Below are 24,114 nucleotides of genomic sequence, written 5' to 3' on the forward strand. Positions count from 1 at the left end.
TCTGATAAAACCTCCTCCCCTCCCCGAGCAGATTGAAACACTCGCGATGCTCCTCAAGCTTCGCAAACCAGTCGACTGGAAAAGCCGCGACCTGTTTGTCCTTTTCGCTCGGATTGCCCTTGCACCAATACAATACCGCCAGCAAGAACCTGAGGACGGCGATTCTGTCCATCGGATTGCTGGCGGCAATGTCACGGATGTCGTGTGCCTTCAACAGCGCGTCTTTGATTCCTACTCTGGGAACCTCGCCTGTGCATGTCAGCACTGGAATCCATTTTTCGTCAATTAGGTTGAACTCATTGTTCATGCAAGCTTTGTCCTCCAATTTTGGCGTAGTTAGGTGTGAAAGAATTTGCGCATTTGGGCACATGACCGACACACGCCACCACCTGCGCAGACAGCTTTGCATCGGATTGTCTTAAGATTTGCCTATCTGACAGACCTTCGTGCGATGGTGCTTTTGTAGTCATCCTTGTTGCGACGCTCGATCAAGAATTTGGCAGCGTCCATATTAGACCGCAGCGCGTCCGCTGCATTCAATAGCTGGGCTTCAAAGCCAATATTCGCGCCGCTGGAAGAGGACGATGCCTCTTTACTTTTCTTGGGGGTCTTGACGGGCGGGTCTTTTTTCGGTCGGGGCATAGGGGGAAAGTGGGGATTCTGACAGTTGCAGCTAAAAGGTGCTAAAGACTAATAAGGACAATTTATCAAATCGACTCATAGGATGCCATACTTCAGACGAAGTTATCAGTCTTGATATTGCGCCATAAAATTCCTACATTTGACTTCAGACAGGAGAGAGGAACAGGGTCGAAAAGCCAAGTTCCCTTCTCCTTTCTTGGTCTTAGGGGGGTGTGAAAATCAGCATCTTCACTTGACAATCGGTGTGGATCTGATATATTCTGTCTGGCAAACAACTAAGTCAATGGAATCTGCGCGGTGTCTATGGAAATTGCGCGGTTGGATTGGGTTCGTGTTAATTCTGACGAGAGGAGTTCATCGGCGAGAAAGTGCAGAGACTCCCACAAAGCAAAAATTATCATGCACCAGGAGGGATGACTATCGGGACGTTATGCGATATATTACCGCCGCAGTTGATTTGAAATGAGCGTTGAAGCCAACCGATGCTAAAGCAAAAGCACGCATCTGACATTCAGCTTGAAATCGTGCAGACCTTTGAATCCAAGATGTGAAAATTTTTTCACACCCTCTGCTAAAGAAAAGTTGGCACGAACTTAATGGTTTTCAGTTTAATAAGACCTCTGAAGCTGCAAGGTAAATAGTGCCTTGAGCTGAACGAAAAGCCGCCCAGTGCGCCAACACTGAACGGCTTACAAATTCGGATTGCGCCTCTCTACAAGCGTCTCTCCTTGCCCGTAATATAGCAAGCTTCCTTGGACATTGTCAATGCCGAGTGTGAAGCTTTCTCATTACGAATCAATAGGAGAGGCGCTGACCGGACACACCGGGTCATGCGCCTTTTTCATTATCTAAATTCAGCAAAAACTAAATAAAACGAATGAGAAAAATAAAACGCAAAACAATTAGCCTTTCCTCGCTGCCTGCTTGTCACGACAGAGGAGTGCAGGCAGACATTGATCAAACGCCACAGCAATACTTGGTCGTCGGAACTCCGTTCAGCTTGATGGTCTTCGATATAATCGACCGCATTCCAGAACCACAGCGAACGATGGTCAGACTTCGATACGCAGGACTTACTTATCGGGAAATAGGGGCAAGACTTTATCCCGTAAGCCAGTCCGACCGCCAAACCGAGTTGAGAGCAAGAGTCGCGACTTTTCGTGCCCGCAAAGCCATTCTAAGGCAAGTGAAATCAATTATCGGTAACAGGAATTAGTCCGTTAGCAAGAGATCTGTCCAATAACCTCCTGGGATGTTCCAAAAGGTTTCTGGCAGATATACTGAGAAGTATATAGACCCTGACGACGGGAAGAGACCAAAACCAAAAAGGTCCCCCGTAGCTAACCTGAAAAGGTTGGGGTGACACAGCGCAAAGTTCTGGCCGTAGGCAACAACCGTAGCCGCGAGCTATGACCCGACCACGTGAAATTCGTGCGCGAAAACTGGAGAGGGGCAGACGAGCTACCCGGCCCCTTCGGTGCACATACGCCGACGCTGTGGCGTTAAACCCGATGAGCAGATAATAACCGCGTCAGGATCAGTGACACCAACGGTCTGAAACTCAGCGTGCTTGCTGAGTGGGGGTTCTGTTTCCCCGATAAGCAATAAAGAACCTAAATCTGAACAAGGAAGAGAGTGTGTTATTCTTGAGAGCTTGTGGTTGGAGGAATAGGAGATAAACAAAACCATGGTTCAAGACGCGCGCGAGAGAACCCAAGAAGTAACCAAATTAAACATCCCATAAAGAGAGTCTGATTGAAAGCAAGCTCCGGCTCAAAAGACTGAATCAGTCAGAATCCTACATCCCACAAGGCGTTTTCAATGAATAGTGGTAGATTGCCCAAAACACCCCAATCCATAAGGACACCGCCTTCAACACCAAGATATTGCCAACCAACAGTGCTGACTATAATGTACTAAAGCAACTCTGAAGACTCTGGGAACTCTCTCAACTCAGAAAACAAAAGAAACAAACCAAACTCAAGCAAGGCGATGGCGGGAATTTCAACAATACCGGATGACGTGCAGTGGTGCGCCAGAACATGCGAGCAGAAGTCCGTCCGGTTCCCGCTCCTACTGCTGCATTGTGTAAGCCATCTAAGTTGCCCGGTACAGAAAGCCTGCTGCATTCTCGCTTATGGAGACGTTGATGATGTCATTGAGAGTATTAGCTTAATTACCCCTGACGAGTATAGAGAATTAGTTGACGAGAGACTGGCAGCACTCGCAACACAAGCACAAAGCTCTGCAAACACTTTTGTCATGACGGATGTCTGGAAACTCGTTCGCGTCGCATACGAGGAGTACTCATGGCGGGAATTCTGTGTCTGGTCAAGCATTCAAAGCGTGGTTGGCAGCAAGAACTATTGCAGAATTACAAACGATACGATACGACTTCGCGCTTCCGGATTTGTAAAGCTTGTCGAGAAACCTGACGGAGTTGGGTTGCTAACTCCCGACCAAGTCCGAAGAACTCGCGACAAGCTGCAAGACAAAGGTCTGCTTCGGTTTCACCAATTGTCCCCGCGTGCAGTCTACTATGCGAGTTGGAGAATTGACCAGGAAGCCTTTGCACTTTGCTTAGGAAAAATCAAGCTGCGGAGCGCCCTGCGCAAAGAGACGCAGAGCAGGGTCGATTCATATGCAGCGAGATTGAAACTGGTCTATGAGCAAGAACGTGAAAAAGATGAGCACCGAAAGCTCGATGAGGAGAAGAAAAAACTGGAGAATCAAAGAGAGAAGCGGGAAGCCGCTGCCCGCCAAACCCCGTTCAACTATGTGCAAATTCCCGGTGTTGCCACTCCGACAGAGGTCAGAGTTGCCAACTCTCAAAGAATCGAGTTTGCGAATGGACAGGTTGCTCATGCAAAGGAAATCTGGATGGCGAATTTTGGCGAAATCTTAACCAATCTCAGTGAAAGTCATATTGCTCTGTCGTATCAAGGAACAGAATATCTGATAGAGCGCCACAAACTAAATCTCTTCTTTCCATCTCGATAAAGCTATCAAGCTACAAGGAGCACTATGAATCAAAACCCGAATCAGTCATCACCTCTCAAGACCATTCCCACTCTGATGACCGTCGAGGATGTGGCCAGTTACCTAAAGGTTGCTGTCCAGTCTGTCTATCGCTGGGCATCACAAGAGAAAATCCCCCACCTTAAGGTTGGGGGATCGCTCCGATTTGATCCGAATGAGATTCAGGAGTGGCTCAATAAGAAGCCAGCTCGTCGTGGCCGCCCGCCAAAAGGTTTGCAAAACTGACCTTTGTCATTTCTCTTGCTTTGTGTTCAGGTTGAAGATGCAAGTACTTTTCGGTCATCTTTACGCTCGTGTGCCCCAAGAACTCAGAGACCATTTTGATGTTGACATCGTTCATCAAGCAGTGTGTCGCAAAGGTATGCCTGAACGTGTGAAGCGAGACCTGACCCCGCAAGTCAACACCCTCTTTCTTCAAAATTCTGTCTAAGAGGTCGACCCACGGCTGACGTGGAGGTGCCCAGCGTTTCGCGTTTGATGTAGTGAAGACATACTTGCCACGCCGAGGAAGCTCGTGAAACAACTCACGGGCTTCTCGTGCCATTGGTACTATACGATTTCGGCGCGTCTTTGGTTGCCAGTCGCTCTTAATACGAACGTTAATTTGCCTGCGTTCAAGGTCAACATCAGCCCACTCCAGATTTCGTAGCTCGCCGTCGCGCAATCCGGTCAGCAATAGAAGCTGATAGAACGGGCGCTGATAGTCGGTAGCATGCTTCATGATGAGATGAACTTCCTCACTTGTAAAGACACGAATAGGCTTCGGGTCGACCTTCACGCGCTTCACTTTCAAGGCGGGGTTCTTCTTCACATATTCTCTGTCTTCGGCCCACTGGAAAAAGACACGGACGGTCGCAAGCTCGTCATTCAGAGTCTTGTCGGCGATAACTGGCCGACGTGCTGCGAGAAATTCTTCAATGTCATTTGCCTTGAGTTCCGCAAAGCTTGCCTTGCCATAGCTCTTAAGCCAGTCCTGAAAGTGATGAAAGTGCTGTGTCATCCGTTTCTGCCAAGGTGGGGATTTCTTGGAAACCACCTGCCCGAAGAACAGCTTGAAAGCTTCATCGTTGGAGACCCGGCGTTGCCCGATTCCGGCCAGGAACTGGTCTCTGTCCTTGATGAAATCAGCCTCCAGTTTCTTGGCAGCGTCCTTCGTGGTGACCCCAAGTGACCGCTGGACCAGCTTGCCGTTCTCCAGATACTGAATCTGGTAAGTTTTCCCTCTTTTGTAGATGCTCGCCATGGTTACCTCGGAATTGTACTGACAGTATTACTGACAAAACAATTTACAAATAAATACGCCCCTTGTCAAGACTATGAAAATCATAGTTTAACAAGGGGCTTTTTAGTGGAGACGGCGGGAATCGAACCCGCGTCCGAGAAGCGGACCACACCGGGCACTACAGGCTTAGGAGTTGGATTGGTTTCTCACTCCCGGGGCGTACCAACCCCAAAACTACCGGGAGTCAGCCACTAAATCTCACCCGTTTGCGTGGCGGTCCACGGGCCAGTCCAACCATAATTTGATATCGCGGCCGGTATCGTCGGACAGTTCCCGGGGGCGACAGGTGCCGTTATTTTATTTAGGCAGCCATTGCGTAAGTGTCATTGGCACTTAGTATTTGGGATCCTGATTAAGGAGGGCACCCCATCCTCCGCCTGCTCCCAACGCCATCCATTCATCCCGTCGAAACCTTGGCGTCCCCGAAGATTACAATATACAAACAAGTTGGCGGCCTTCCAAGTTCCCCACGAAAGTCAAACTATCAATGTTCAGACCACTCTCTCAACTCCGCATTCCGCACCATCTTCGGCATCTCCTCCGCAAACGACACATTGATCATCGCCTTGGAAACCTCAACCGTATCCGTCACAAATCGCGGCATAACCGATTTCAAGCTGTAAAACAAACTCCAAATCTTATCCTGCCACTGCGCTTTCTCTCGCGGATGAATTGGATGAATGTAAGCCGGACGAAAAATACAAAGCTGTTTTCCGAAAATTTCACGCAAACGATTCTCCGCCTGCCCTTTCACGCGCCGCCACAACGTTGAACTTTTCTCCGTTGCATCCGCACCCGCACCGCTCACAAAACAAAATCTCGCCTCAGGATTTGCAGACTTGAGAGCTTTCGCCGCCGCCACAACATAATCCAATGTGATCAGAGTGTATTGCTTCGGATCAGAAACCTGCACCTGCGAAACTCCCAGCGCGCAGTAACAAACGTCAATCTCACTCAATTCTTCCATCAAATCAGCATAGCTCAAAAAATCTTCGCGCACGATGACGGTAAGCTTCTGATGCGATTCCTTGAGCAGTCGTCTTGTGATGGCAACAACACTCTCAATCCGCTCATCGCAGATGCATTGTCGCACAAGCTCCGAGCCAACTGCGCCGGTCGCGCCCATAACGAGGACCCGAGTTTGAGGCATATCTCTTCTCCACAAAACTTTAGTTCAGCGCGTCTTCGTATGCATGAGAGAATGGCGCTTAACGCTCGACAATCTTCCAGTATGAGTTCTTGCGAACGATCTTGCCGCCCAGAAATTCCCACAAATCACAGCCTCGCACTTCAACGGCCACTCCCGCCACCGTGGTGCCCGTTAGTGTCCATTCGGACACTCCTCGGTTTCCGGCCACCCAATGTTCATCGTCACCGTAGTGAACATCAGGAATCCCCTTGAAGCGACCGGCTAACGCCTCACGAACAGCAGCTTTGCCGATCGACCGTTTGCCCCAGGGATCTGGACCTCGCGGGAAATCAAAGGAACAGTCTTCCGCGAAGAACTCCATGATAGCATCGAGATCATGACGGTTAAATGCGTTCAATATCTCCTTCAGGGTCTCCACAGTGACCTTAGTCTCACTCATGACATACTCCGGTTTGCAAAGTCATCGTTGGATGCAAAAGCTTGCTCATTTTCTGTTTGTTGATTCACATCAAGCTTGAAAGAAAGTTACGTTGCCGCAATCTCCCAATCCACCACAACGCGGTCGCTCCGCACCTTCTTAAGCAACTCAACCACTTCAAGATGCAACGGATGCACGCGATAAGCCTCAAGCGCCTCCCAACTCTCAAGCGTGGAGATGAGCACAACGTCAAAAGCTTGTGGGCCGTCAAGCTGATTAATACCTACCTCAAATGAATGCAATCCAGCGACGTTGCCGCGCATCGCTTCCATCATCTCTTTCACGCGTCTTGCATTCGTCTGCTTGTCACAGCCGTCGGCAAACTCATGCAGCTTGAGCATGATGACATGTCGTATCATATGCATCGCCTATTTGATAAACTGAACACTCTGCGTGTCCGAAAGTTGCCCTTGCGTCGCCGTCACTAAGTACATTCCCGATGCAAGTCCTGAGGGCTGCCACGTGAGTGCCAGCGTTCCCGGTCCGGCCATACCGTCATGCAATGTCGCGACACTTTGCCCAAGCGTGTTGAAAATCTCAACCTTGGTCAAACCGCGCGCTGGCAATACAGTTTCAAGTGAAACACTCGCATTAAAAGGATTGGGAAATGATTTAAGCAACAATTGATTTTCGACCATAGGCGTTTCACGTTCGTCAACACTCACCGCGCCTTCGCCCTGCGTTATCACATAGGTTGTGCTTGCGGAAAGATTTGGAAACACTTCAATCGAGCCCGCTGGCCATTTCACAACAATCGAGTCCACCGTGGTCTCTTGTCCAAGTCCAAAGTGCAAATCTAGAGTCTGACCGCAATAGCCCGTTTGCCCTTCAACTTGCCTGATTTGCCGGCCATTCGCCCAACAGCTCACCACCGCTCCGATCGCACTCTTATTGGACGAAGTACCGCGCAGTTTCAGCACAATCCCGTTGTTCTCCGTCTGGGTATTCCGATAAAGCAGATTGTCTTCGTCAGCATTCCGCGAACGTGCAATACACAAATCCAAATCCTGATCACCGTCAATATCTCCAAACGCGCAGCCGAATCCCCATCCGCTGTCCGCTTCAATCGGCTCGACGGATGCGCGCGTGAAATTCCCGGCTCCGTCGTTGTCATAAAGATAGTTGTGACGATAGATATTTCCGCTCGCCGCAAATCCGTTCGTCACCAGTAAATCCAAATCCCCATCGTTGTCATAGTCTCCAAACGCGCTGCCCACCGCCTGCTGATTGTCACTACTCACAGGTGACCCCGTAATCCATTGGAACTCGCCTCCATGATTGCGGTAAAGCAGACTTTGCGAGCCGTAAGAGCCGACAAACAAATCGAAATCTCCATCATTGTCAATGTCGCCCCAACTGCTCGTAAAGTTATTTGCGCCGTCCACGCCCGGGTAGGTGCCCGTCCAGCGCGTGAACGTCCCGTCGCCGTTGCTGACGTAGAGCGCGTCGTTGTCTGCGTTCTCGTTGGCGACAAAGATGTCAGAGTGGCCGTCGCTGTTAAAATCGCACCAGCCCGCCGACCGCGAATCATCTCCGTCCGTGGAAATCGGCGCGATTAACATGCTGTTGAAACTGCCGTCGCCATTGCTTCGGTAGAGCCAGTTGTGATGATTGTTACCCGCGCTGTTCGTCACAAAAAGGTCGAGCCAACCATTGTTGTCATAGTCGGCCCAACTTCCCGTCTCGCTGTATCCGCCGGAGTTCGTGACCGGCGGCACATTCCCGCGGCCGAATGTGCCGTCTCCGAGATTGATGTAGAGTTTGTTGCTCTGGTTCGACCACCGAGCGACAAAACAATCCGCGTCACCGTCGTTATCGAAATCTCCCCACGACGCGCCGACGTTATGACCGCCGGTCTCTACAATTGTGTCAACGGCAGCGACGGAGAAATTTCCGGTTCCGTCGTTCAAATAATAGAAGTTCCCTTGCGTCTCCTCATCGTTTGTGATGAACAAATCGAGATCACCGTCATTATCTGTGTCTATGAACGAGACACTCGCCGACGAACCTCCGTCTGTCACCACGGGCGACTCGGTCATGCGTGAAAAAATTTGCGCGCTCGCGGCCGTGATGAGAAACAAAACGAAAAGTAAAGGCAATACGACTCTGGCCATGGACTCCTCCGAGTGCTGGAAAGTGAAGGTACCCACCAAGTTACTAAACTGTCGCGCGACCGGGTTCGCGCACCGAAATCATCAAATACACGGCAAATGCTCCGAGAAGTGCCAACACATACGATCCGTCAAATGGTTGAATGTAGCTTCCCCACACGGAAACACCAAGCCCTGCAATCAACGCAGCGACGGCCGCAGTCGTGCCGCCGCGCTGGGAATAGAGCGCGAACAGGGTGATGACGAAAATACCTGCGCTGCCGAGGCCCGACGCCATCTCCACCATTTCATACGTCGTCGTGCCGTAAATCGCCAAATAATACGCGATGACTCCGAGCACCAGCACACCGCCGCGTGCGGTAAGAAGTTTACTGCGCTCGCTCATCTGCGGGCGGAACGAATAGATGATGTTGTGCTCAATCAACGCCGATGCCGCCAGCAGCGCGCTGTCCACGGTGGACAGAATCGCGCTCGCCAAAGCTCCCGCATAGAGAACATACAACACCGTTGGCAAGTACGTCAACGCAAGCTGCGGCATCACTTGCTCGGAATCTTCGATTCCCGGCACCAGCGACACACCGATTAAGCCGATGTAAACCGGAATCATTCCGATAACAAGATAAATCGTCGTGGCCGCAAAGGCAGAGCGCTTCGCGACCGTTGCCGACCTTGCCGCCAAGACACGGGAAATGAGTTCCTGCGCCACAATCGAACCGAAAATCGGTACCGCCCACCCGTCCAAAGTCGCCATCCAACTCTCCGGCTCGGCGTTGCCGCTGCCTGTCCAGATATTGCTCATTAACTGCGAAATCGTCGGCGTCTGCTCCTGCAGTGACAAATAGACTGCCAGCGCGCCTAAACCGAAAATCAGCGCGAAGCCCTGAATCACATCCGTGTAAGCATCCGCCCACAAGCCGCCGCTCACGGTGTACACCAGCACAATAACTGTTGCAATCAAAATACTTGTTTCGAGCTGCAAGTCTGAAGACACGGAGAGTACATGTCCGAATGCTCGAATCTGCGCCGCCGCCCATATTACCGAACTGGGAGCGATTATCAACGCCGCAAGTTTCTCCACACTGGGTGAATAACGCTGCTTGTACAAATCTGCAAGCGTGGTCAGTTTGCGCTTCCACATCGGACCGGCGAAAATCAATGCCATGAGCAAGAGGCAGAGAGTGTAGCCGAACGGATCTGCGTTGCCGCCGGACAATCCTTTATCATAAATCGACGCCGCAGCGCCGACGCAAGTCTCAGCTCCGAACCATGTGGCGAATATCGAGAATGTCGTCAGCAAGTAACCGAGCTGCCTCCCCGCAATCAGGTAGTCGCTTTCACTATGCACCTTGCGCGACACCAGGAGGCCTATGAACAGCGACACTCCGATGTAGGCCAGAATTCCGATGAAGACAGGACTCACGATTGAATCTTTTCCTTACGATACACTTCCGTTCCGTCCTCGAGAATGATGCAAACCACGTCCTGCTCTCCGCGCACCGAGTTACCGATGACAATACGTTCTACTCTGTCAAGCTCTGAAAAACTCACGATTCCCTCTCGTGCTCGCCCACTGTGAATTTGATGGTCACGCCAGATGCCGGGCAGTAGTCCGCACGCGAGTGCCGGAGCAATCCACTTGCCGTCCGTTTGAAACAGAAAACTCGAAATCGTTCCCTCTGTGAACTCGTTCCGGGTATTGAGGAACAGGCACTCTTCGGCGCCGACGGACTTCGCCTTCGCGCGCAAGGTATATTTTTCAGGCCGTAATGTCGTTTTGTGATACAGTCTGGGATCATCGGGGTCAAGCCGCAGTTCCGGTATCATTACCGTCACACCCTCCGGACTCCAGCCCAACTCTTCCGGGATAAGTTTGAATGAAATCTCTTCGCCGTCGAGGTCAAGCCGCACGCGGTTGGGTGCGTCAGCCAGCGTCATTTGCAGCTCATGCAATTTCGCCCGGATTTTGTCTTCGGGGAACGGCCGTCCATAGTATTTGCAGGAGTGCCGTAGCCGGTTCATGTGGTCGGAGAGATTTTGGAACCCCGCCTTCGGCTCATAGCGAAACGACTCATAGAGTGCAAACTTCTGCGGTCTGAGACGCGTGAATTTCGCCTTCAGCAGCACTTCATCCCACTCCCGCTCCGGGTCGCTGTCGGCAACGATACCTGAACCGACTCCCACCGTCGCGATGTTGCCGGAGATTTCAAGGGTACGGATGGCCACATTCGCGAAGAAGTCGCCTTCCGGTTTGAAGAGTGCCAGACTCCCGCAATAAATTCCCCGCGCAGACTTCTCCGCTTCGTAGATAATCTTTGTTGCTCGAATTTTCGGCGCACCGGTAATGCTGCCGGCGGGGAATACCGCGCGGAATATGTCAAACAACTCTAATTTGTCCATCAATTCGCCGTGCACACGCGTCGTCATCTGATGCACTGTCGGATATCGGGTCACGGTGAACGGATTGAATATCTCTACTGTCCCTGTTCTGCAGATGCGGCCGAAATCGTTGCGCATTAAATCCACAATCATCGTCAGCTCGGCGCGGTCCTTTTCGCTTGTCTTCAGCGCCAGTCGTGCAGCTTCATCTTCATCCCAGGACGGTCTGCGCGCGGCTGTTCCTTTCATCGGCTGCGAATGGATGACGTTGCCTGTTCTTTCAATGAACAGCTCGGGCGACATGGACACAATCTGTGTTTCACCGGTGTTTATGTAACAGGCATAAGGCGTTCTCACTGCATCCTGCAGCGCGCAAAACGCGCTGAAAGCATCACCGGAAAAATCGCACAGCGCGCGAACGGTGAAGTTGGCCTGATAAATATCGCCGGAGCGGATGTGTTCCAGAATCTTTCGCACAGCCGCGACATACCCGTCCTTGTCAATGGTAAATCGCGGCTCTCCGAGTGTAAAACCGCGTTCCTCCGGAGAAAACTCATGCTCGCTTCCGAAGGCTGCAAACCACGCTAAGGGAAGTTTGCCCGGCAGATGAGTGACCAGTGCGCGATCGAATGCGGCCGCCGCTTCGTAGGTGAATGCCGCACAAACGTAATAGCCTGCGCACTGAAGTTCATGCACGCGGTCAAGTGATTTGCGCATGTCGGCGGCATGGCTGACCGACCACGTCGCAATGGGATCTGAGAACGCGATGAACCTGTGCCGGAACGGCTCTGAGGCGGGAATCGTGAAAACTGCTGTGGGAGCCTGTGACATAACTTTGAAATTACAAAATTCCTCTGAATCACACAAACAAAAAACCCGCGTCACTGCGGGTTTTCCGGTATTCAAGAATGTTACGATGTCCTAAGTCGCCACGGCCGCCCGTGCCAACGGCAATGTTATCAAAAGCATCGCTTGGCCGCTGTCTTCAGTCAGGTCAAGTTCGCCGCCCATGCCTCGCAGCACTTCGCGGGCAAATATCAAATCCCAACCGGCTTGCCCGACCGCGGGCGGCTGCCCGTCCGACCACCCTGCGGGATAGCGCGCGACACCATCGTATGAGAGGGAAATGAAGGCCTGACTCTCCGTGTAGGATAGCGTGTAGCACACATGGCCGTCATTCGCCAGATTCTCCCGGGCATGAGCAGAGATAGAGTCCAGCACCAGCCTTAAACTGTTCGCATCCGCGTTCACGCGGCAGCTTTCTTCACATAGGACGGCTTGCGGGCGCTCGCCAAAGAATCCGGGTTGCATCTTCTTCACATACTGCTGCAGCGTCGACAACAGATCGCATTCATGCACGTGTCGTCCGTGTCCCCCCAGTGCCGAAAGTTTACGCACGAGCTGTGCCGCTTCGCGTGCTGACTTTTCGATTTCCAGAATCTCCCGCGACGTCGTGCCGTCCTGCTCTGCTGCGGCGAGAGATGCGTGACCCAACACTCCCGTGAGCAAGTTACTGAACTCATCAGCGAGTTCGCGCGAGAGCGTGCGCATATGCGAGGGTAATTGCGGTGCGAATGAAATCATCGAGCCGTTTTGGGATTGTGCCGCAGGGGCCGGAGCCGGAACGGGCGGAAGCTCTTCAATTTCCGCTCCAATCCAGTTGCCGTCGGAATCCATCACCGGACAGGCTTTCCAACTCGTGCCATCGCGGGAGGTCACCTGACACCACCCTTCGGTATGCGACTTCAGCCACTTCTTGAAGGACTTGGCTTCGTCCGCGGGCAGCCATTCAGTGAACGACTGTCCGACCGCCTGTTCAGCCACGGCACCGACCTGTTCCCAAAAAGAGCCTGTCGCGCAGAGCACTTTGCCGTCCTTGTCAACGAAGCAAGCGCGCTGCGAAATGTAGTTCAGGAATTCCCCGGCCGTCGGATCAACGGTGACTTCCTTGACAACTTCAGTGACTACCTCTGTAACGACTTCCTTAACGACTTCCGCTGGTTTGCTTTGGACCTGTTCGAGGGCGGCCTTCAGCTCGGACGCTTCGCCGCGCGCGCTTTCAAGAGCTTCTTCAAGTTGGGCGACTGTATTCTTGAGTTGTGTGGTTTCCTGTTTGCTTTGCTCCAAAGCCTTGGAAAGTTCAGCAGATTCGGTTTCAAAGAGTTCACAGCTTTCGGCAAGCTGCTTGACCTTGGCCTTCAATTCTGAGATTTCAGATTGCGCGGCGTTCGCCCCTTCGGCCTGACCGTTCTGCAGCTCGTGCAGCGAATCAAGTTCCCGCCTTAAATCGTCAACCGTTTCATTTGCGGCGGCAACTGCGCCGGTGAGCTTACTGTTTTCATCCCGCCGCGCGGCAAGTTCGGCTTGCAATGTTTCGAGTTGAGACCGCAGCTCCGCGGCTTCGGCAATAGCGCTGTTGTTATCGGTCTGCTGCTTCTTGAATTTGTCGAGTTCATGCTGAAGGCGGGACGAGCGTTCCACGGACTTTTCCGCCCGTTCAAGAGCCTCTTTCGAACTCTTTTCAAGCCGCACCATCTTCTCGGCCATCTTCTTGAGCTGCGATTCGCGTTGTGCGATTTCTTCAGTGGCCGCGCGCAGTTTTTCCTGCAGTTGATTAACCTGCTGCTGAGCCTTTTCGGCCAGCTCGCGGCCCGACAACTGGTCACGGTTCTGCTCAATCAGAGCGAGTCGATTCTGATGCTCTCGCGTGATATCGAGACAGTGAATGAAGTACCCGGCGAACACACCCTCCTGCCACAACCCTTGTACATGGAGTTGAACATAAAACGGCTTCTCTTTGGTGCCGAGATCCACGACTTGATTGTGAACGCCAAGTTCATCAGAGTGCATGGAGTGGAGGAGGCTCTCGAAGACCCGTCGCTGTTCATCGTTGCGGAAGAACAACAGGATCGAACTGCCCATCATGGCATTTCGCGAAAGATCCCCTCGGCCGGAGCGGGCCATAAACTCATCCCAAGTACGCCCGACAATGGCCAATTTGAGGTCGGGAGAAACAAGCGCTGCTGCCCCAAACACGACATCAAGGGCAGATTGGGGCACCTGACGGAGGAGCGGAGTGGTCACATCGTAGGCATTTTGCGACGCATCCATTGGGCGTTCACCACCTATAGCTTTTCGGATTACAATCATTTACAGTTATCGTTCAGAATATAAATCGCAAAAAGACGGCCAGCTTTGGCGAACATCCGCCCCTTGCTTCTCGAAGGTTTAAGTCTTATATTAGTCGCCCGAACAGTCCGTTATAACATTGTAAAGGCTACTGTTCAGTAGTGGGGAATCGTCTAATTGGCAGGACACCAGACTCTGGATCTGTGAATCGGGGTTCGAGTCCCTGTTCCCCAGCCATAAAAAAAGCCCTCGAGGAATCCCTCGGGGGCTTTCTGCTTTGCAAACAGGGGTTTATTTCAACAGGAGAACTTTGTTCACCGCTTCCTTCGGTCCGGCTGTAACTCGGATGAAATAGAGTCCGCTGGGCAACTGTGCCGCATTCCAATGCACCGTGTGATACCCGGCGGGCAGGGATTCGGCAAGAATCTCGGCTGTGATTCGACCCAGCAAGTCAAAGGCAACAACAGAGACGTGCGACGCATGCGGCAAGGTCAGGGTGAATGACGTTGCGGGGTTAAACGGATTCGGATAGGCCGGCGAGAGGGAGAACTCACGCGGCATGCCCGCAGGTAGTTCAACGGCTGACGTCGGATCGAAGATGAAGTGATTGCTGGTGTCACTGACTCCGCCGCCGTACTCGGCGATTAGATAATAGTTCCGGACTTGTGTGCCGACAATGGGGTCACGATATGTCTCAGTGGTCGCGGCGGCAAGCAGCGCGCCATCGCGGAAAATCAGGTAGCGTTCGAACTCGTCGAGCGATTCAGATTGCGGCGGCTCCCATGTAAGTATTAGCGTGTCATTGACTGCCTGTCCGGTGAGATTTCGCGGCGGGTCCAGCCTCCAGACTTCGATGTTCCAATGAGACAGTGAATCTTCACCAATTTGAATTTGTGCGACGGCACGTTCATAGCCGGGGAGCAGGAAGACTGCATCCCGCAATCCGGACAGGACATTCTCCGAGTTAAACGCTCCACTCATCACCGCAATATACTCACAGCCCGCCCGAACCACCGCATGACTCCAATCATCGGGGAGCGGATGAGCGGTGACAGTGCCGCTCAAACTTCCGGTTGCAAAGGGGAGAGTGCGAGTCGTAAAGAGTAGGGCTGATCCTGCCCGGATTCCCCACGTGCGATTCCCGTTCGCACCGTTGAAAAGACACTGCACACCAGCGGATTCCGTGTGATTTTCGATACCGACGGTGGAAGAATTGGGAAGCTCAATTTGCTCGTAGAGCATCAGGAGTTCCGCATCACCGGTGGGAGTCGGCCACGCCGCAGGGTCAAAGATTTGGAGCTGGCACGTAATGCTTAAGTCCGTCGCAGAAGCAAACTTGAAGTTCAGAAACTCAATAACGAGCCGGCAATTCAGCGTGTCATGATAGACACAGAACTCCGATTGTTCCGGGTCCCAATGCAGATTGTCCCAGAAGAGTGCCATCATGGCAGGCGGACCGGACGCACTCGGAATCTGGAAATTGAAGAAGGAGTGGTCGTGCGAAATCCCTGCGGCAATCCAGCCGTTTTCGTTGATGGTAATCGAGTCATACTCGAGACCGTAATAGCGGAACGGGAAGGGAGTGCGGACATATACAGAAGAGTCCCGGTCCTCCACGGCATAGAGTGTGCCGCTGCCCCCGCGTGAGGGCGCGATTTCGAGCCAATCAAAGAGCGGCGGTATTCCGATGTCAAGATGGTCGTAGGCACGATAACCGTAGTTATCAGGTCCTTGCGGTTCGGAGAGAAGCGACAGCAAAAACAGTTCGAGTTCGATAGTCTGTCCCGTGGCAATGGTGAAGGAAGTATCGGCGGTAACACCGCCGTAGGAAACTTCCAACACGTAAGACGAATCGCCCGGCACAGCTAATTCGAATTCACCGTTTGCATCCGTAATGAGTTGCGGCAAGGGAGTTCCGGGGAACTCCACCGTTGCTTCGGAAACCGGAATGTTTGCGCCGGCGCGCACCACACCGCGCACGGTTCCTTGCGGCAGAGAAGTCAGAGCGGCATCAACGCGAAGTGTTTCGGCGATTCCCAATTCCACATTTAGAGATTCCGGCATATAACCATACGCTCTGTAAATGAGCTGCCACGTCGTATCACCGGGAAGAGATAGTGTGTATTCGCCGCTGGCGTTCGTTTGACGTACTCGGCTGCCGGCGCTGACGGTCGCATGTCCGAGCGGGCTTCCGGAGTTTTCATCTGTGACAACACCGGTCACGATGCTGCGGTTGGCGGAAATCTCCACAACGGCTTGATAGGCATCCACGAATCCGAATCCGAAGGTGTTGTCTTCACCCGCGTCACCGTAGTCAATCGCAGTGCGCATGAGAATGGACTTGATTTCACGCACTTCCGCATTGGGATTGGCCTCCCGCATCAGCGCGACTATTCCAGCCACATGCGGTCCCGCCATCGAGGTGCCGCTTAAGCGGGTATAGTTCCCATCGGGGAATGAAGAGTAAACATCCACTCCGGGCGCACAGACTTCGGGCTTGATGAGCGAGAACGGCGGGCAGTCGGTCGGACCTCTGCTGGAGAACGAAGCGATGTTGTATGGCGGGATGGTGTCAGCATTGGCATCAACCGCTCCGACGGAGAACACGGTGACGGAGTCAATCTGCACCGTCGCCGGGCTGCGCAATGTACGACTCGACGGACCTTCATTTCCGGCGGAAAACGTGACAACCACACCGGCCGCTTCGCAGTTCACAATGGCTTGGTTCCATAGCTGATAGCAGTCGGAGTAGCCCGAGAAGCGGCCGTCCACTCCCCATGAATTGTGAACAACGTCGGGAACATCATCAAGCGTCGCGCTGTTGCTGTCGGGGTCGGCAAACCACTGGAATGCGGTGAGAATATCATTGTCAAAAGCATCACTGCTGCCCTGGTCAATCGCGTTGCAGGCTATCCACTGCGCCCCCGGCGCAACGCCGATGGAATCATTGGTAACGGTTGAATTGCCGCAAATGGTGCCCATGACGTGCGTGCCGTGTCCTCCGGACGGGCTGTCATCTTCGGGGAAAGTGGAATTGCGCACGACATCCAGCCAGCATTCATCTGCGGGTTCGCTCGTGCCGCGCCATCTTCCCGCCAGAGCCGGATGTGCGCCGTCTACACCGGTGTCAATATTTGCAACCAGTCTTCCCGCGCCGGTGTAACCGAGCTCGTACCACACCCGGCGTGCCCCGATAGCGCGAACACCTGTTGGAACTCCATGGTTTTCATCCAACGGCAACGAACGTCCACGGTCATAATCAACTGGCTCGATAAGAGAAGGACTGAAGTTCAACTCCATCCATTGCACATCTGGGTGCGATGCAATTTGTTGAAGAGCGGTGCGATTTCCGCGAAACACAATCGCATTCACAATCCAGTAAGGAGTGAAGCCGGAAACATCGCCCGCAAGTTTCAGTTCGTCCAGCATTAGCAGAAGCGGGAGTTGTGAGTCATGCGCCACGCGGCGCAGTTCATCCACAATCACTTGGTGACGGTGCTGCCTGGTTGCGCGCATTTTGCTAAGTTCAAAATCAAGCGTGGCAATATCAGCTTGGTCAATAAGATAGGCGATGACGGTCAGCTCGTCGTCGGGCATTAGGTGCGTCAATTGAGCGACAATCTCATCACTTATCGCGTCGGAGATGCCGGCTTGCTCCACAGCGGACGCAGGGAGAAGCAGCGCGCAGAGGCAAAGCGCGGAAACGAGCAATCGAAGTGGGCAATGCGGGGAATTCATCGTTCGCGGCTGTTGTATTGATATTGGGGGAATTTGGGTCAGCAATGTCTGACAGGAATAAGTTACGGAGGCATGAAATGGAAATCAACTGTGCGTGAAAAACATTGCAATTTCAGACTTTGAACTCTTTTTAACGACATCCCGAAAAAACAAAGTGTTATCCTTGGCTCTTTGGATTGGAACACGTGATGACGATATAACAGGAGTAAAAATAAGTGTTGCTTGAAGCTACTATGAGGTATATATTATAGTGTTGAAAACGGAATGAATTTGCCGTTGGAACTGAGAACTAGGACGTGACAGAATCTGATTTTGTGCAGGGAGGGTCACCACGGCTCTATCCTGAGGACAGTAGGTTAAGGAGGCACACAATGGATCGTATCAAAGGGTTGTTGACTTGGGCGTTTCTACTTTGCATGGCATCGTCGGCACTTGCAGTCGATCTAAATGAGAGTTTCGACGGAACAACGTTTCCGCCGGTCGGTTGGCAGAGTTTTGAAACCGGCGACGGCGTAACTCTATGGAGCCGCACGACATCAAATACGCATTCCGGCACGGCAAAGGCGCAGGTGACGGACGAGGATGTCATCGGTGTGGCGGAGCGGTGGTTGATTTCACCGAAACTGCACGTGAACGATGTGACGGATGAACTTTCCTATTGGCTGCGGACCCAATTTTCGTTTGTCGTGGACAACGATTCAATTTATGTTCGCTTAAGCGCGACGGATTCGCTGCCGTCCAGCTTCACGACTGTGCTTGCGCAATACAAGTGCGGCTCAGGCGGTGCGTTTATCAACGAGTACATTAACTACATCGTGAGTCTTGCTCCCTATGTCGGTCAGGATATCTACGTGGCCTTCGTGCACCGCGATGAAGGCGATGGCGGCAATCAGGTTTTTCTCGATGACGTGACTGGACCGGAACTGCTTGCTCCGCCGAACGAAGCAGGCTCACCGAGCCCCGCCAACGAAGCGGTCGGCGTGGCTGCCAACACGGACCTGCTCTGGGTAAATGGCATTGGCACGGAGACGGTGGATCTCTATTTGGCATGGACATCGGACTCCGTGGTCAACGAAATCGCCGCGGCAAGGAAGATTAACAATGTGAACACCTCTTCCTATAATCCGCCTGCAGACCTTGCAAATGATCAGACCTACTATTGGAAAGTTGTGACCCGCAATGTCTACGGCGAAACGGACGGACCAGTTTGGTCCTTTACCGTCGTAGGTGCGCCGCTATCCGGCACCTATGACATTGGCGGTGCGACACCGGATTACGCAAGCTTCACGGAAGCGGTCGCGGCGCTGTACGGCAACGGTGTTGCCGGTCCTGTGACCTTTGATGTCTACGGTTCGGATTATGAAGAGCGCATTGAATTCATCGGCGCGATTCCCGGCGCAAACGCGACCAATCGCGTGACCTTTAATGATGCGTCCGGCACGGCGCGAATCCTCGACTCGTCGGCCACGACCTCCTCAATTCCGGTTGTGCTCTTGAACGGCGCGAGCTTTATTACGTGGGACGGCATCGATATTTGGGCAAGCGTGGAAACGGACAACTGTCTGCAGCTTCAGGGCGGTTCCGCGGAGAACATATTCCGTGACTGCGTGTTGGAATCGCATCTGGCGAGCACGGTTTCGCATGTGATTCGTCTGTTCGGCAACGGCAACAGCAACAACTTGTTCTCAGGTCTCGATTGCCGCAAGGGTATCGAGTGTATCTATCTGACATCCGGTGCGGCTCCAGCCAGCTCGGGCATCATTATTGAGAACTGCACGACCGTAAATTGCGAAATTGCGTTGTACACGGATGACTGCGACGGTTTAATTGTCCGCGATTGCGATTTTCAGGCCAACGACAGCGGTTCTTCGAACTACGCCATTGAAACCGCATCATCCGCCGCAGGCACTACGATTCACATCTATCGCAACAAGATTCACAACGTCGTCGGCACGGGAACGATTGGCTTCCTGCGGGCGAACATGGGTGCAAACACGACGATTAACTTCCACAACAACTTCCTCTACGACGCCTTTACGTCGGGTACCGGAGGATTGCAGGGGGTGTATGCCTCGAACGGTACGGTGAACTACTACTTCAACAGTATGTACATCGCCGACCTGAACGGCACCGGCGCAGTGCGCGGCTACTATAAAGCGGCGAGTGCTCAAACGGCAAACATTCAGAATAACATCTTCTATTTCGCCGAAGCCACCGCGGCAACCGATGTTTACTACGGTTTGTCGGCAGGGTACAATCCCACCATTCTGGAAAACAATGCCTACTACAACGACGGCGGTACAAACTATCAGGTCTTCGACGTCGGAACGGTGGAATATAACAATCTCGCCGCATTGCAGGCTGGCACGGATTATGAGAACTTCGGTGTTGAAGGCAATCCGGGCTTCGTGAGTGGAGCGGATTTGCATATTCAACCCGCCTTCACACTCGTGAGTAACGCCGGAGCGCCGATTGCAGGCATCACGGATGACATTGACGGTGATACGCGCACGGCGACACCGGACATCGGTGCCGACGAATATCAGGCTATGGCGCCGCCGAACGACTATGCTGTGCTCGAATTGATTGGCATCACCCCGCTCTATCCTGAAAATACGGTGACACCGATTAACGCCCGCGTACAGAACCGCGGCAGCGCGGCTCAGGTAAACATACCTATTCGTTTGTTCTATGCCAACACGCAAGTGCAGGAACTGCTTGTGAGTCTTGCTCCCGAAGAAGTTGACACTGTCGTATTCTCCTGGACGACTCCGGCCGCTCCAAGCAGCGGAAATCTTGAAGTCCAGAGCTTCCTGCCAGGCGACGTAGACTCGGCCAATGACAGTGCCCTTGCGGCGGTACAGGTGGTCGGTTTGCCGATGTCGGGTGGTTATGACGTCGGCGGCGGCGACAACGACTATGCAACTGTCGCGGCCGCTGTTGCGGATTTGGCGTTACGCGGTGTAAGCGGCGCGGTCACATTCAATGTGTATGCAAACACCTACAATCAATCCGTGTCCGTTCCCGCGATACCCGGCGCATCCGCGACAAACACCATCACATTTGTCGGTCTTGACCCGGCCTTGACTCCGCCGGAAATTGTCGCCGCCAGCCCGACCGTCCAATTGAACGGTGCGGACTACGTGACATTTGAGAACATCGATATCACCTGCACCGGCACGGGCCGGGCTGTGGAAATCACTGGCGACGCGGATTATAACACAATCAAGGATTGTGCGATTACCGGCGCAAGCGTGTCGGGCACATCCAACTACGGTGTGTACGTCGTCGGCGGTGGCAACGACAACAACGTGATTGAAAATGCCGTAATCTCCGGCGCCTACTACGGTGTGCGCTTAAGCGGCTCCTCGACCACAAGCGACCAGTCCAATGAGGTGCGCGGCTGTTCGATTCTCGAAGGCAAGTACGGTGCATATCTCGAGCGCCAGAACGGCAGCAGCGTTCACCATTGTGATATTCAACCCGGCTGGGCCAGCGCAGCGACGGAAATTTACGGCGTGTACGTGACGACCCACAATACGGGCAACACGACGTACTCCTACAACAATCAGATACACAACTTCCGCTCGAGCACAACTTCGAACGGTGTCAATGTCAGCACATCTGCAGGCACGACCCACATTTCCTACAACAATTTCATCTACGATTGGAACGTGACGGGCGGCACGGTGTATGGAATGCGCTCGACGACCGGCAACTCGGAGTTCTACAACAATAGCGTCCGAATCAACAACGTTGCCACGACGGGCAACATTTACGGATTCTACATGACCGGTGCTTCGACGGCGGCCTCTCTGGTGAACAACATCCTGCAGCTTGACGTACCGACCGAAGAGTGCTGGTCAATCTACCTTGCCGGCGGCTCGCTCAGCAGTAACTACAACTGCGTATACGGTTCCGGAACGGGCTACAACGTCGGTTTCAGCGGCAGCAGCCATGCGACGCTCGCGGCTTGGAATGCGGCGACCGGTTTTGACGCCAACTCCGTGTCCGGCCTTGCGGGTTTCGTGGACGCGACGAATCTGCACATTGCACCGACCTTTGACCTCGTAGACGGCGCGGGACAGACGGTTGCCATCGTAACCACCGATATTGACGACGAAACCCGCAACTCACCGCCCGATATCGGCGCCGACGAATATGAATTCTCGTCCCTCGCGCATGACTACGGTGTGTATGCGATTGTCAACCTGCAGGCCAGCTACATCGGCGGCGTGCCGACTTCCATTCAAGCCGATATCGAAAACTTCGGCACGAATGCGGAAACGGACGTTCCGGTGCGGTTGTTCTACAACGGCGTTCAGCAATCAGAGCTCCTCGTCTCGCTGGCTTCAGGTGTGCGTGACACGATTTCACTGCCGTGGACTCCGCCGACATCCGATTTCGAAATCGGTCAGTTGGAAGTCCAGGCGTTCCTTGCAACGGATGCCTATGCGGACAATGACAGCGCAACCTCTGCGGTGACCGTGGTCGGACCTCCGATGTCGGGTATTTATGACCTCGGCGGCGGCAATAACGACTTTGCAACCTTTAACGAAGCTGTGACCGCACTGCAGCAGCGCGGCATTGACGGTGAAGTGATTATCGAAGCGTATGACGGAACATATAACGAAAGCATCGTGCTGACTGCAATAAGCGGCGCGAATTTCGTGGACCGTGTCATTTTCCGTGCGCATCAATCACCTGAACTCGATGTCGTCATTCTTCAGGACGGAGTTGCTCCGCGTGTCGTGTACTTTGACGGCGCGGACTTCATCACCTTTGAGGGCATTGACATCGTCGCCACCAACGCCACTAACGTCGCCGTCGAGTTGGACAACGGCGCACAGTACATAACCCTGCGTGACCTCTCGATTACGGCGCGAGACAGTTCAAACTCCTCCACACGCGGTGTCAAGGTGAACTTTGACGGCAACGACAACTGCTTGGTGGACGGAGTCACGATTCGCGGCGCGTTTTACGGTGTTCGCTGCGAAGGCGGAACAGGCACGGTGCTTGGTCTCGAAGTGATGAATTGCACGATTCTCGCGGCCAGCTACGGTGTCTATCTTGATGACGCGCATCTGGCGAATGTCCACCATAACGACATCGAGCCGCATGGCTATTCATCCACCTCCTGCTACGGAGTCTACGTGGCCGCCTTGACCGCGGATGACAGCGTGTTCGTGCATGCCAATCGGATTCATAACTTCCGCCACACCAACACGGGCAACTTCCCGGACGTTGCGGGGGTCTATTCCGGTCCCGGCACGACAGGTTATTCGTACGTGTTCAATAATTTCGTCTATGATTTCCAGACGAGCGGACCGGGAATCTTCGGTATTCGCAGCAGCACGGGCAACACCTTTGCCGTGAACAACAGCATCCTGATGAACAACGTTGCAAACGGTGATGAAATTGCCGGTATCTATTTAGGTGCGGGCAGTGTGACGGCGTTGAACAACATTGTCAAAGTCGAACAGGACACCAACACCTGCTATGCGATTTGGAGGTCATCCGGTACGCTTGTGGAATCCAACTACAATTGCCTCTACGGCACGGGCGCATTCTACAGCACAGGCCGCGATGGCGCGAATATTTTTGCCGACTTCGCAACCTGGCAGGCTTCGGGACGTGACGCGAACGGCATCGGCCTCGATCCCGGTTTCGTCAGCAACACCGACTTGCACATAGATACGCTGTCTTCGACCGTGGATGGATTGGCACAGCCCATTGCCCTGCTCACCGAGGACATTGACGGCGATCCGCGCTCTGCGACAAATCCGGATATCGGCGCCGACGAGTACGAACCGTTTGCCGAAGCGCAGCCGGTGGTTGACCTGATTATCACCATCGACTACGATAACGGGAACGCGATATTGACTTGGACCGGCACCACGAATGCTCAAAGCTATGAAATCTATGCGTCGAACGTGTCCGATTTCGAGATCATTCCGGCAAACTCGCTGGGCAGCACGGCCGACACAACCTTTGTGGACATCGGTGCGCTGGCGGCAAGCAATATTCGATTCTATGTGGTGGTGGCCTCAACCGAACCGGTTGAATAAATCCTCAGGATAACTTACATTACAACGGGGACGCCCACGGGCGGTGTCCCCGTTGTGTCTTTATTTCGGTTAGGACTGCTCATCCAATTTGCAACAATACC

The 24,114-nt window shown here is 53.2% G+C and carries 15 protein-coding genes, 1 tRNA gene and 1 other RNA gene; 5 read left to right on the forward strand and 12 right to left on the reverse strand.

The window, feature by feature from the left end; translation table 11 throughout:
- Both HUU59_12195 and HUU59_12200 read right to left on the reverse strand, forming a co-directional pair.
- Nucleotides 1-307: type I-E CRISPR-associated protein Cse1/CasA (locus HUU59_12195; GenBank protein NUO20198.1), on the reverse strand; the 307-nt coding region annotated here is incomplete at its 3' end.
- Between the two features lie 122 nt (nucleotides 308-429).
- Nucleotides 430-642: a hypothetical protein gene (locus HUU59_12200; protein ID NUO20199.1), complete on the reverse strand. Its 213-nt coding sequence runs from the start codon at nucleotides 640-642 to the stop codon at nucleotides 430-432.
- Nucleotides 643-1,519: 877 nt separating this feature from the next.
- Here HUU59_12200 and HUU59_12205 point away from each other — a divergent pair.
- The 3 genes from HUU59_12205 (at nucleotide 1,520) to HUU59_12215 (ending at nucleotide 3,906) form a co-directional block, all read left to right on the forward strand.
- The gene (locus tag HUU59_12205) at nucleotides 1,520-1,858 is read left to right on the forward strand and encodes a hypothetical protein (GenBank protein NUO20200.1); all 339 of its coding nucleotides are present in this window, start codon (nucleotides 1,520-1,522) and stop codon (nucleotides 1,856-1,858) included.
- Nucleotides 1,859-2,634: 776 nt separating this feature from the next.
- Complete coding sequence (locus HUU59_12210; GenBank protein NUO20201.1) at nucleotides 2,635-3,642, forward strand: hypothetical protein; 1,008 nt, start codon at nucleotides 2,635-2,637, stop codon at nucleotides 3,640-3,642.
- A gap of 24 nt (nucleotides 3,643-3,666) precedes the next feature.
- Complete coding sequence (locus tag HUU59_12215) at nucleotides 3,667-3,906, forward strand: helix-turn-helix domain-containing protein (protein ID NUO20202.1); 240 nt, start codon at nucleotides 3,667-3,669, stop codon at nucleotides 3,904-3,906.
- On the opposite strand, the gene HUU59_12220 is transcribed toward HUU59_12215, so the two are convergent.
- The 9 genes from HUU59_12220 to HUU59_12260 all read right to left on the reverse strand — a co-directional run bounded on the left by HUU59_12220 (nucleotide 3,854) and on the right by HUU59_12260 (nucleotide 14,189).
- Entirely contained in the window at nucleotides 3,854-4,924 is a 1,071-nt protein-coding gene (locus tag HUU59_12220) for a tyrosine-type recombinase/integrase (protein NUO20203.1), read from the reverse strand. The two genes, HUU59_12215 and HUU59_12220, sit on opposite strands and share 53 nt — an antisense overlap.
- A gap of 103 nt (nucleotides 4,925-5,027) precedes the next feature.
- Nucleotides 5,028-5,387, reverse strand: a transfer-messenger RNA (tmRNA) gene (gene ssrA, locus HUU59_12225).
- A gap of 60 nt (nucleotides 5,388-5,447) precedes the next feature.
- Nucleotides 5,448-6,113 (reverse strand): NAD(P)H-binding protein, encoded by a 666-nt coding sequence (locus HUU59_12230; protein NUO20204.1) that lies wholly within the window; start codon nucleotides 6,111-6,113, stop codon nucleotides 5,448-5,450.
- Nucleotides 6,114-6,171: 58 nt separating this feature from the next.
- The gene (locus HUU59_12235) at nucleotides 6,172-6,552 is read right to left on the reverse strand and encodes a nuclear transport factor 2 family protein (protein ID NUO20205.1); all 381 of its coding nucleotides are present in this window, start codon (nucleotides 6,550-6,552) and stop codon (nucleotides 6,172-6,174) included.
- An 86-nt stretch (nucleotides 6,553-6,638) separates the two neighbouring features.
- A complete protein-coding gene (locus HUU59_12240; GenBank protein NUO20206.1) occupies nucleotides 6,639-6,950 on the reverse strand; it encodes a Dabb family protein in 312 nt (103 codons plus the stop codon).
- Nucleotides 6,951-6,959: 9 nt separating this feature from the next.
- Complete coding sequence (locus HUU59_12245; GenBank protein NUO20207.1) at nucleotides 6,960-8,705, reverse strand: VCBS repeat-containing protein; 1,746 nt, start codon at nucleotides 8,703-8,705, stop codon at nucleotides 6,960-6,962.
- A 43-nt stretch (nucleotides 8,706-8,748) separates the two neighbouring features.
- Complete coding sequence (locus HUU59_12250; protein ID NUO20208.1) at nucleotides 8,749-10,122, reverse strand: sodium:solute symporter family protein; 1,374 nt, start codon at nucleotides 10,120-10,122, stop codon at nucleotides 8,749-8,751.
- Nucleotides 10,119-11,909 (reverse strand): aminodeoxychorismate synthase component I, encoded by a 1,791-nt coding sequence (pabB, locus tag HUU59_12255; GenBank protein NUO20209.1) that lies wholly within the window; start codon nucleotides 11,907-11,909, stop codon nucleotides 10,119-10,121. Before pabB ends, HUU59_12250 begins: the two co-directional genes overlap by 4 nt.
- A 90-nt stretch (nucleotides 11,910-11,999) precedes the next feature.
- The gene (locus HUU59_12260; GenBank protein NUO20210.1) at nucleotides 12,000-14,189 is read right to left on the reverse strand and encodes a hypothetical protein; all 2,190 of its coding nucleotides are present in this window, start codon (nucleotides 14,187-14,189) and stop codon (nucleotides 12,000-12,002) included.
- A 180-nt stretch (nucleotides 14,190-14,369) separates the two neighbouring features.
- Here HUU59_12260 and HUU59_12265 point away from each other — a divergent pair.
- Nucleotides 14,370-14,444: transfer RNA gene (locus tag HUU59_12265), tRNA-Gln, on the forward strand.
- A gap of 54 nt (nucleotides 14,445-14,498) precedes the next feature.
- Here the strand turns inward: HUU59_12265 and HUU59_12270 are convergent.
- On the reverse strand, nucleotides 14,499-17,945 hold the full coding sequence (locus tag HUU59_12270) for a S8 family serine peptidase (GenBank protein ID NUO20211.1): 3,447 nt from the start codon (nucleotides 17,943-17,945) through the stop codon (nucleotides 14,499-14,501).
- Between the two features lie 371 nt (nucleotides 17,946-18,316).
- Here HUU59_12270 and HUU59_12275 point away from each other — a divergent pair, with 371 nt between their 5' ends.
- Nucleotides 18,317-24,013, forward strand: a complete 5,697-nt coding sequence (locus HUU59_12275) for a hypothetical protein (protein NUO20212.1) — start codon at nucleotides 18,317-18,319, stop codon at nucleotides 24,011-24,013.
- The last annotated feature ends 101 nt before the right edge of the window (nucleotides 24,014-24,114 follow it).

The organism is bacterium, from assembly GCA_013360195.1.
Lineage (GTDB): Bacteria > Electryoneota > RPQS01 > RPQS01 > RPQS01 > JABWCQ01.

Excerpts from the sequence above, each read along its gene's own strand:
- HUU59_12200 (NUO20199.1), bottom strand. The coding sequence starts at position 642 with ATGCCCCGACCGAAAAAAGACCCGCCCGTCAAGACCCCCAAGAAAAGT.
- HUU59_12205 (NUO20200.1), top strand. The coding sequence starts at position 1,520 with ATGAGAAAAATAAAACGCAAAACAATTAGCCTTTCCTCGCTGCCTGCT.
- HUU59_12210 (NUO20201.1), top strand. The coding sequence starts at position 2,635 with ATGGCGGGAATTTCAACAATACCGGATGACGTGCAGTGGTGCGCCAGA.
- HUU59_12215 (NUO20202.1), top strand. The coding sequence starts at position 3,667 with ATGAATCAAAACCCGAATCAGTCATCACCTCTCAAGACCATTCCCACT.
- HUU59_12220 (NUO20203.1), bottom strand. The coding sequence starts at position 4,924 with ATGGCGAGCATCTACAAAAGAGGGAAAACTTACCAGATTCAGTATCTG.
- HUU59_12230 (NUO20204.1), bottom strand. The coding sequence starts at position 6,113 with ATGCCTCAAACTCGGGTCCTCGTTATGGGCGCGACCGGCGCAGTTGGC.
- HUU59_12235 (NUO20205.1), bottom strand. The coding sequence starts at position 6,552 with ATGAGTGAGACTAAGGTCACTGTGGAGACCCTGAAGGAGATATTGAAC.
- HUU59_12240 (NUO20206.1), bottom strand. The coding sequence starts at position 6,950 with ATGATACGACATGTCATCATGCTCAAGCTGCATGAGTTTGCCGACGGC.
- HUU59_12245 (NUO20207.1), bottom strand. The coding sequence starts at position 8,705 with ATGGCCAGAGTCGTATTGCCTTTACTTTTCGTTTTGTTTCTCATCACG.
- pabB (NUO20209.1), bottom strand. The coding sequence starts at position 11,909 with ATGTCACAGGCTCCCACAGCAGTTTTCACGATTCCCGCCTCAGAGCCG.
- HUU59_12260 (NUO20210.1), bottom strand. The coding sequence starts at position 14,189 with ATGGATGCGTCGCAAAATGCCTACGATGTGACCACTCCGCTCCTCCGT.
- HUU59_12270 (NUO20211.1), bottom strand. The coding sequence starts at position 17,945 with ATGAATTCCCCGCATTGCCCACTTCGATTGCTCGTTTCCGCGCTTTGC.
- HUU59_12275 (NUO20212.1), top strand. The coding sequence starts at position 18,317 with ATGGATCGTATCAAAGGGTTGTTGACTTGGGCGTTTCTACTTTGCATG.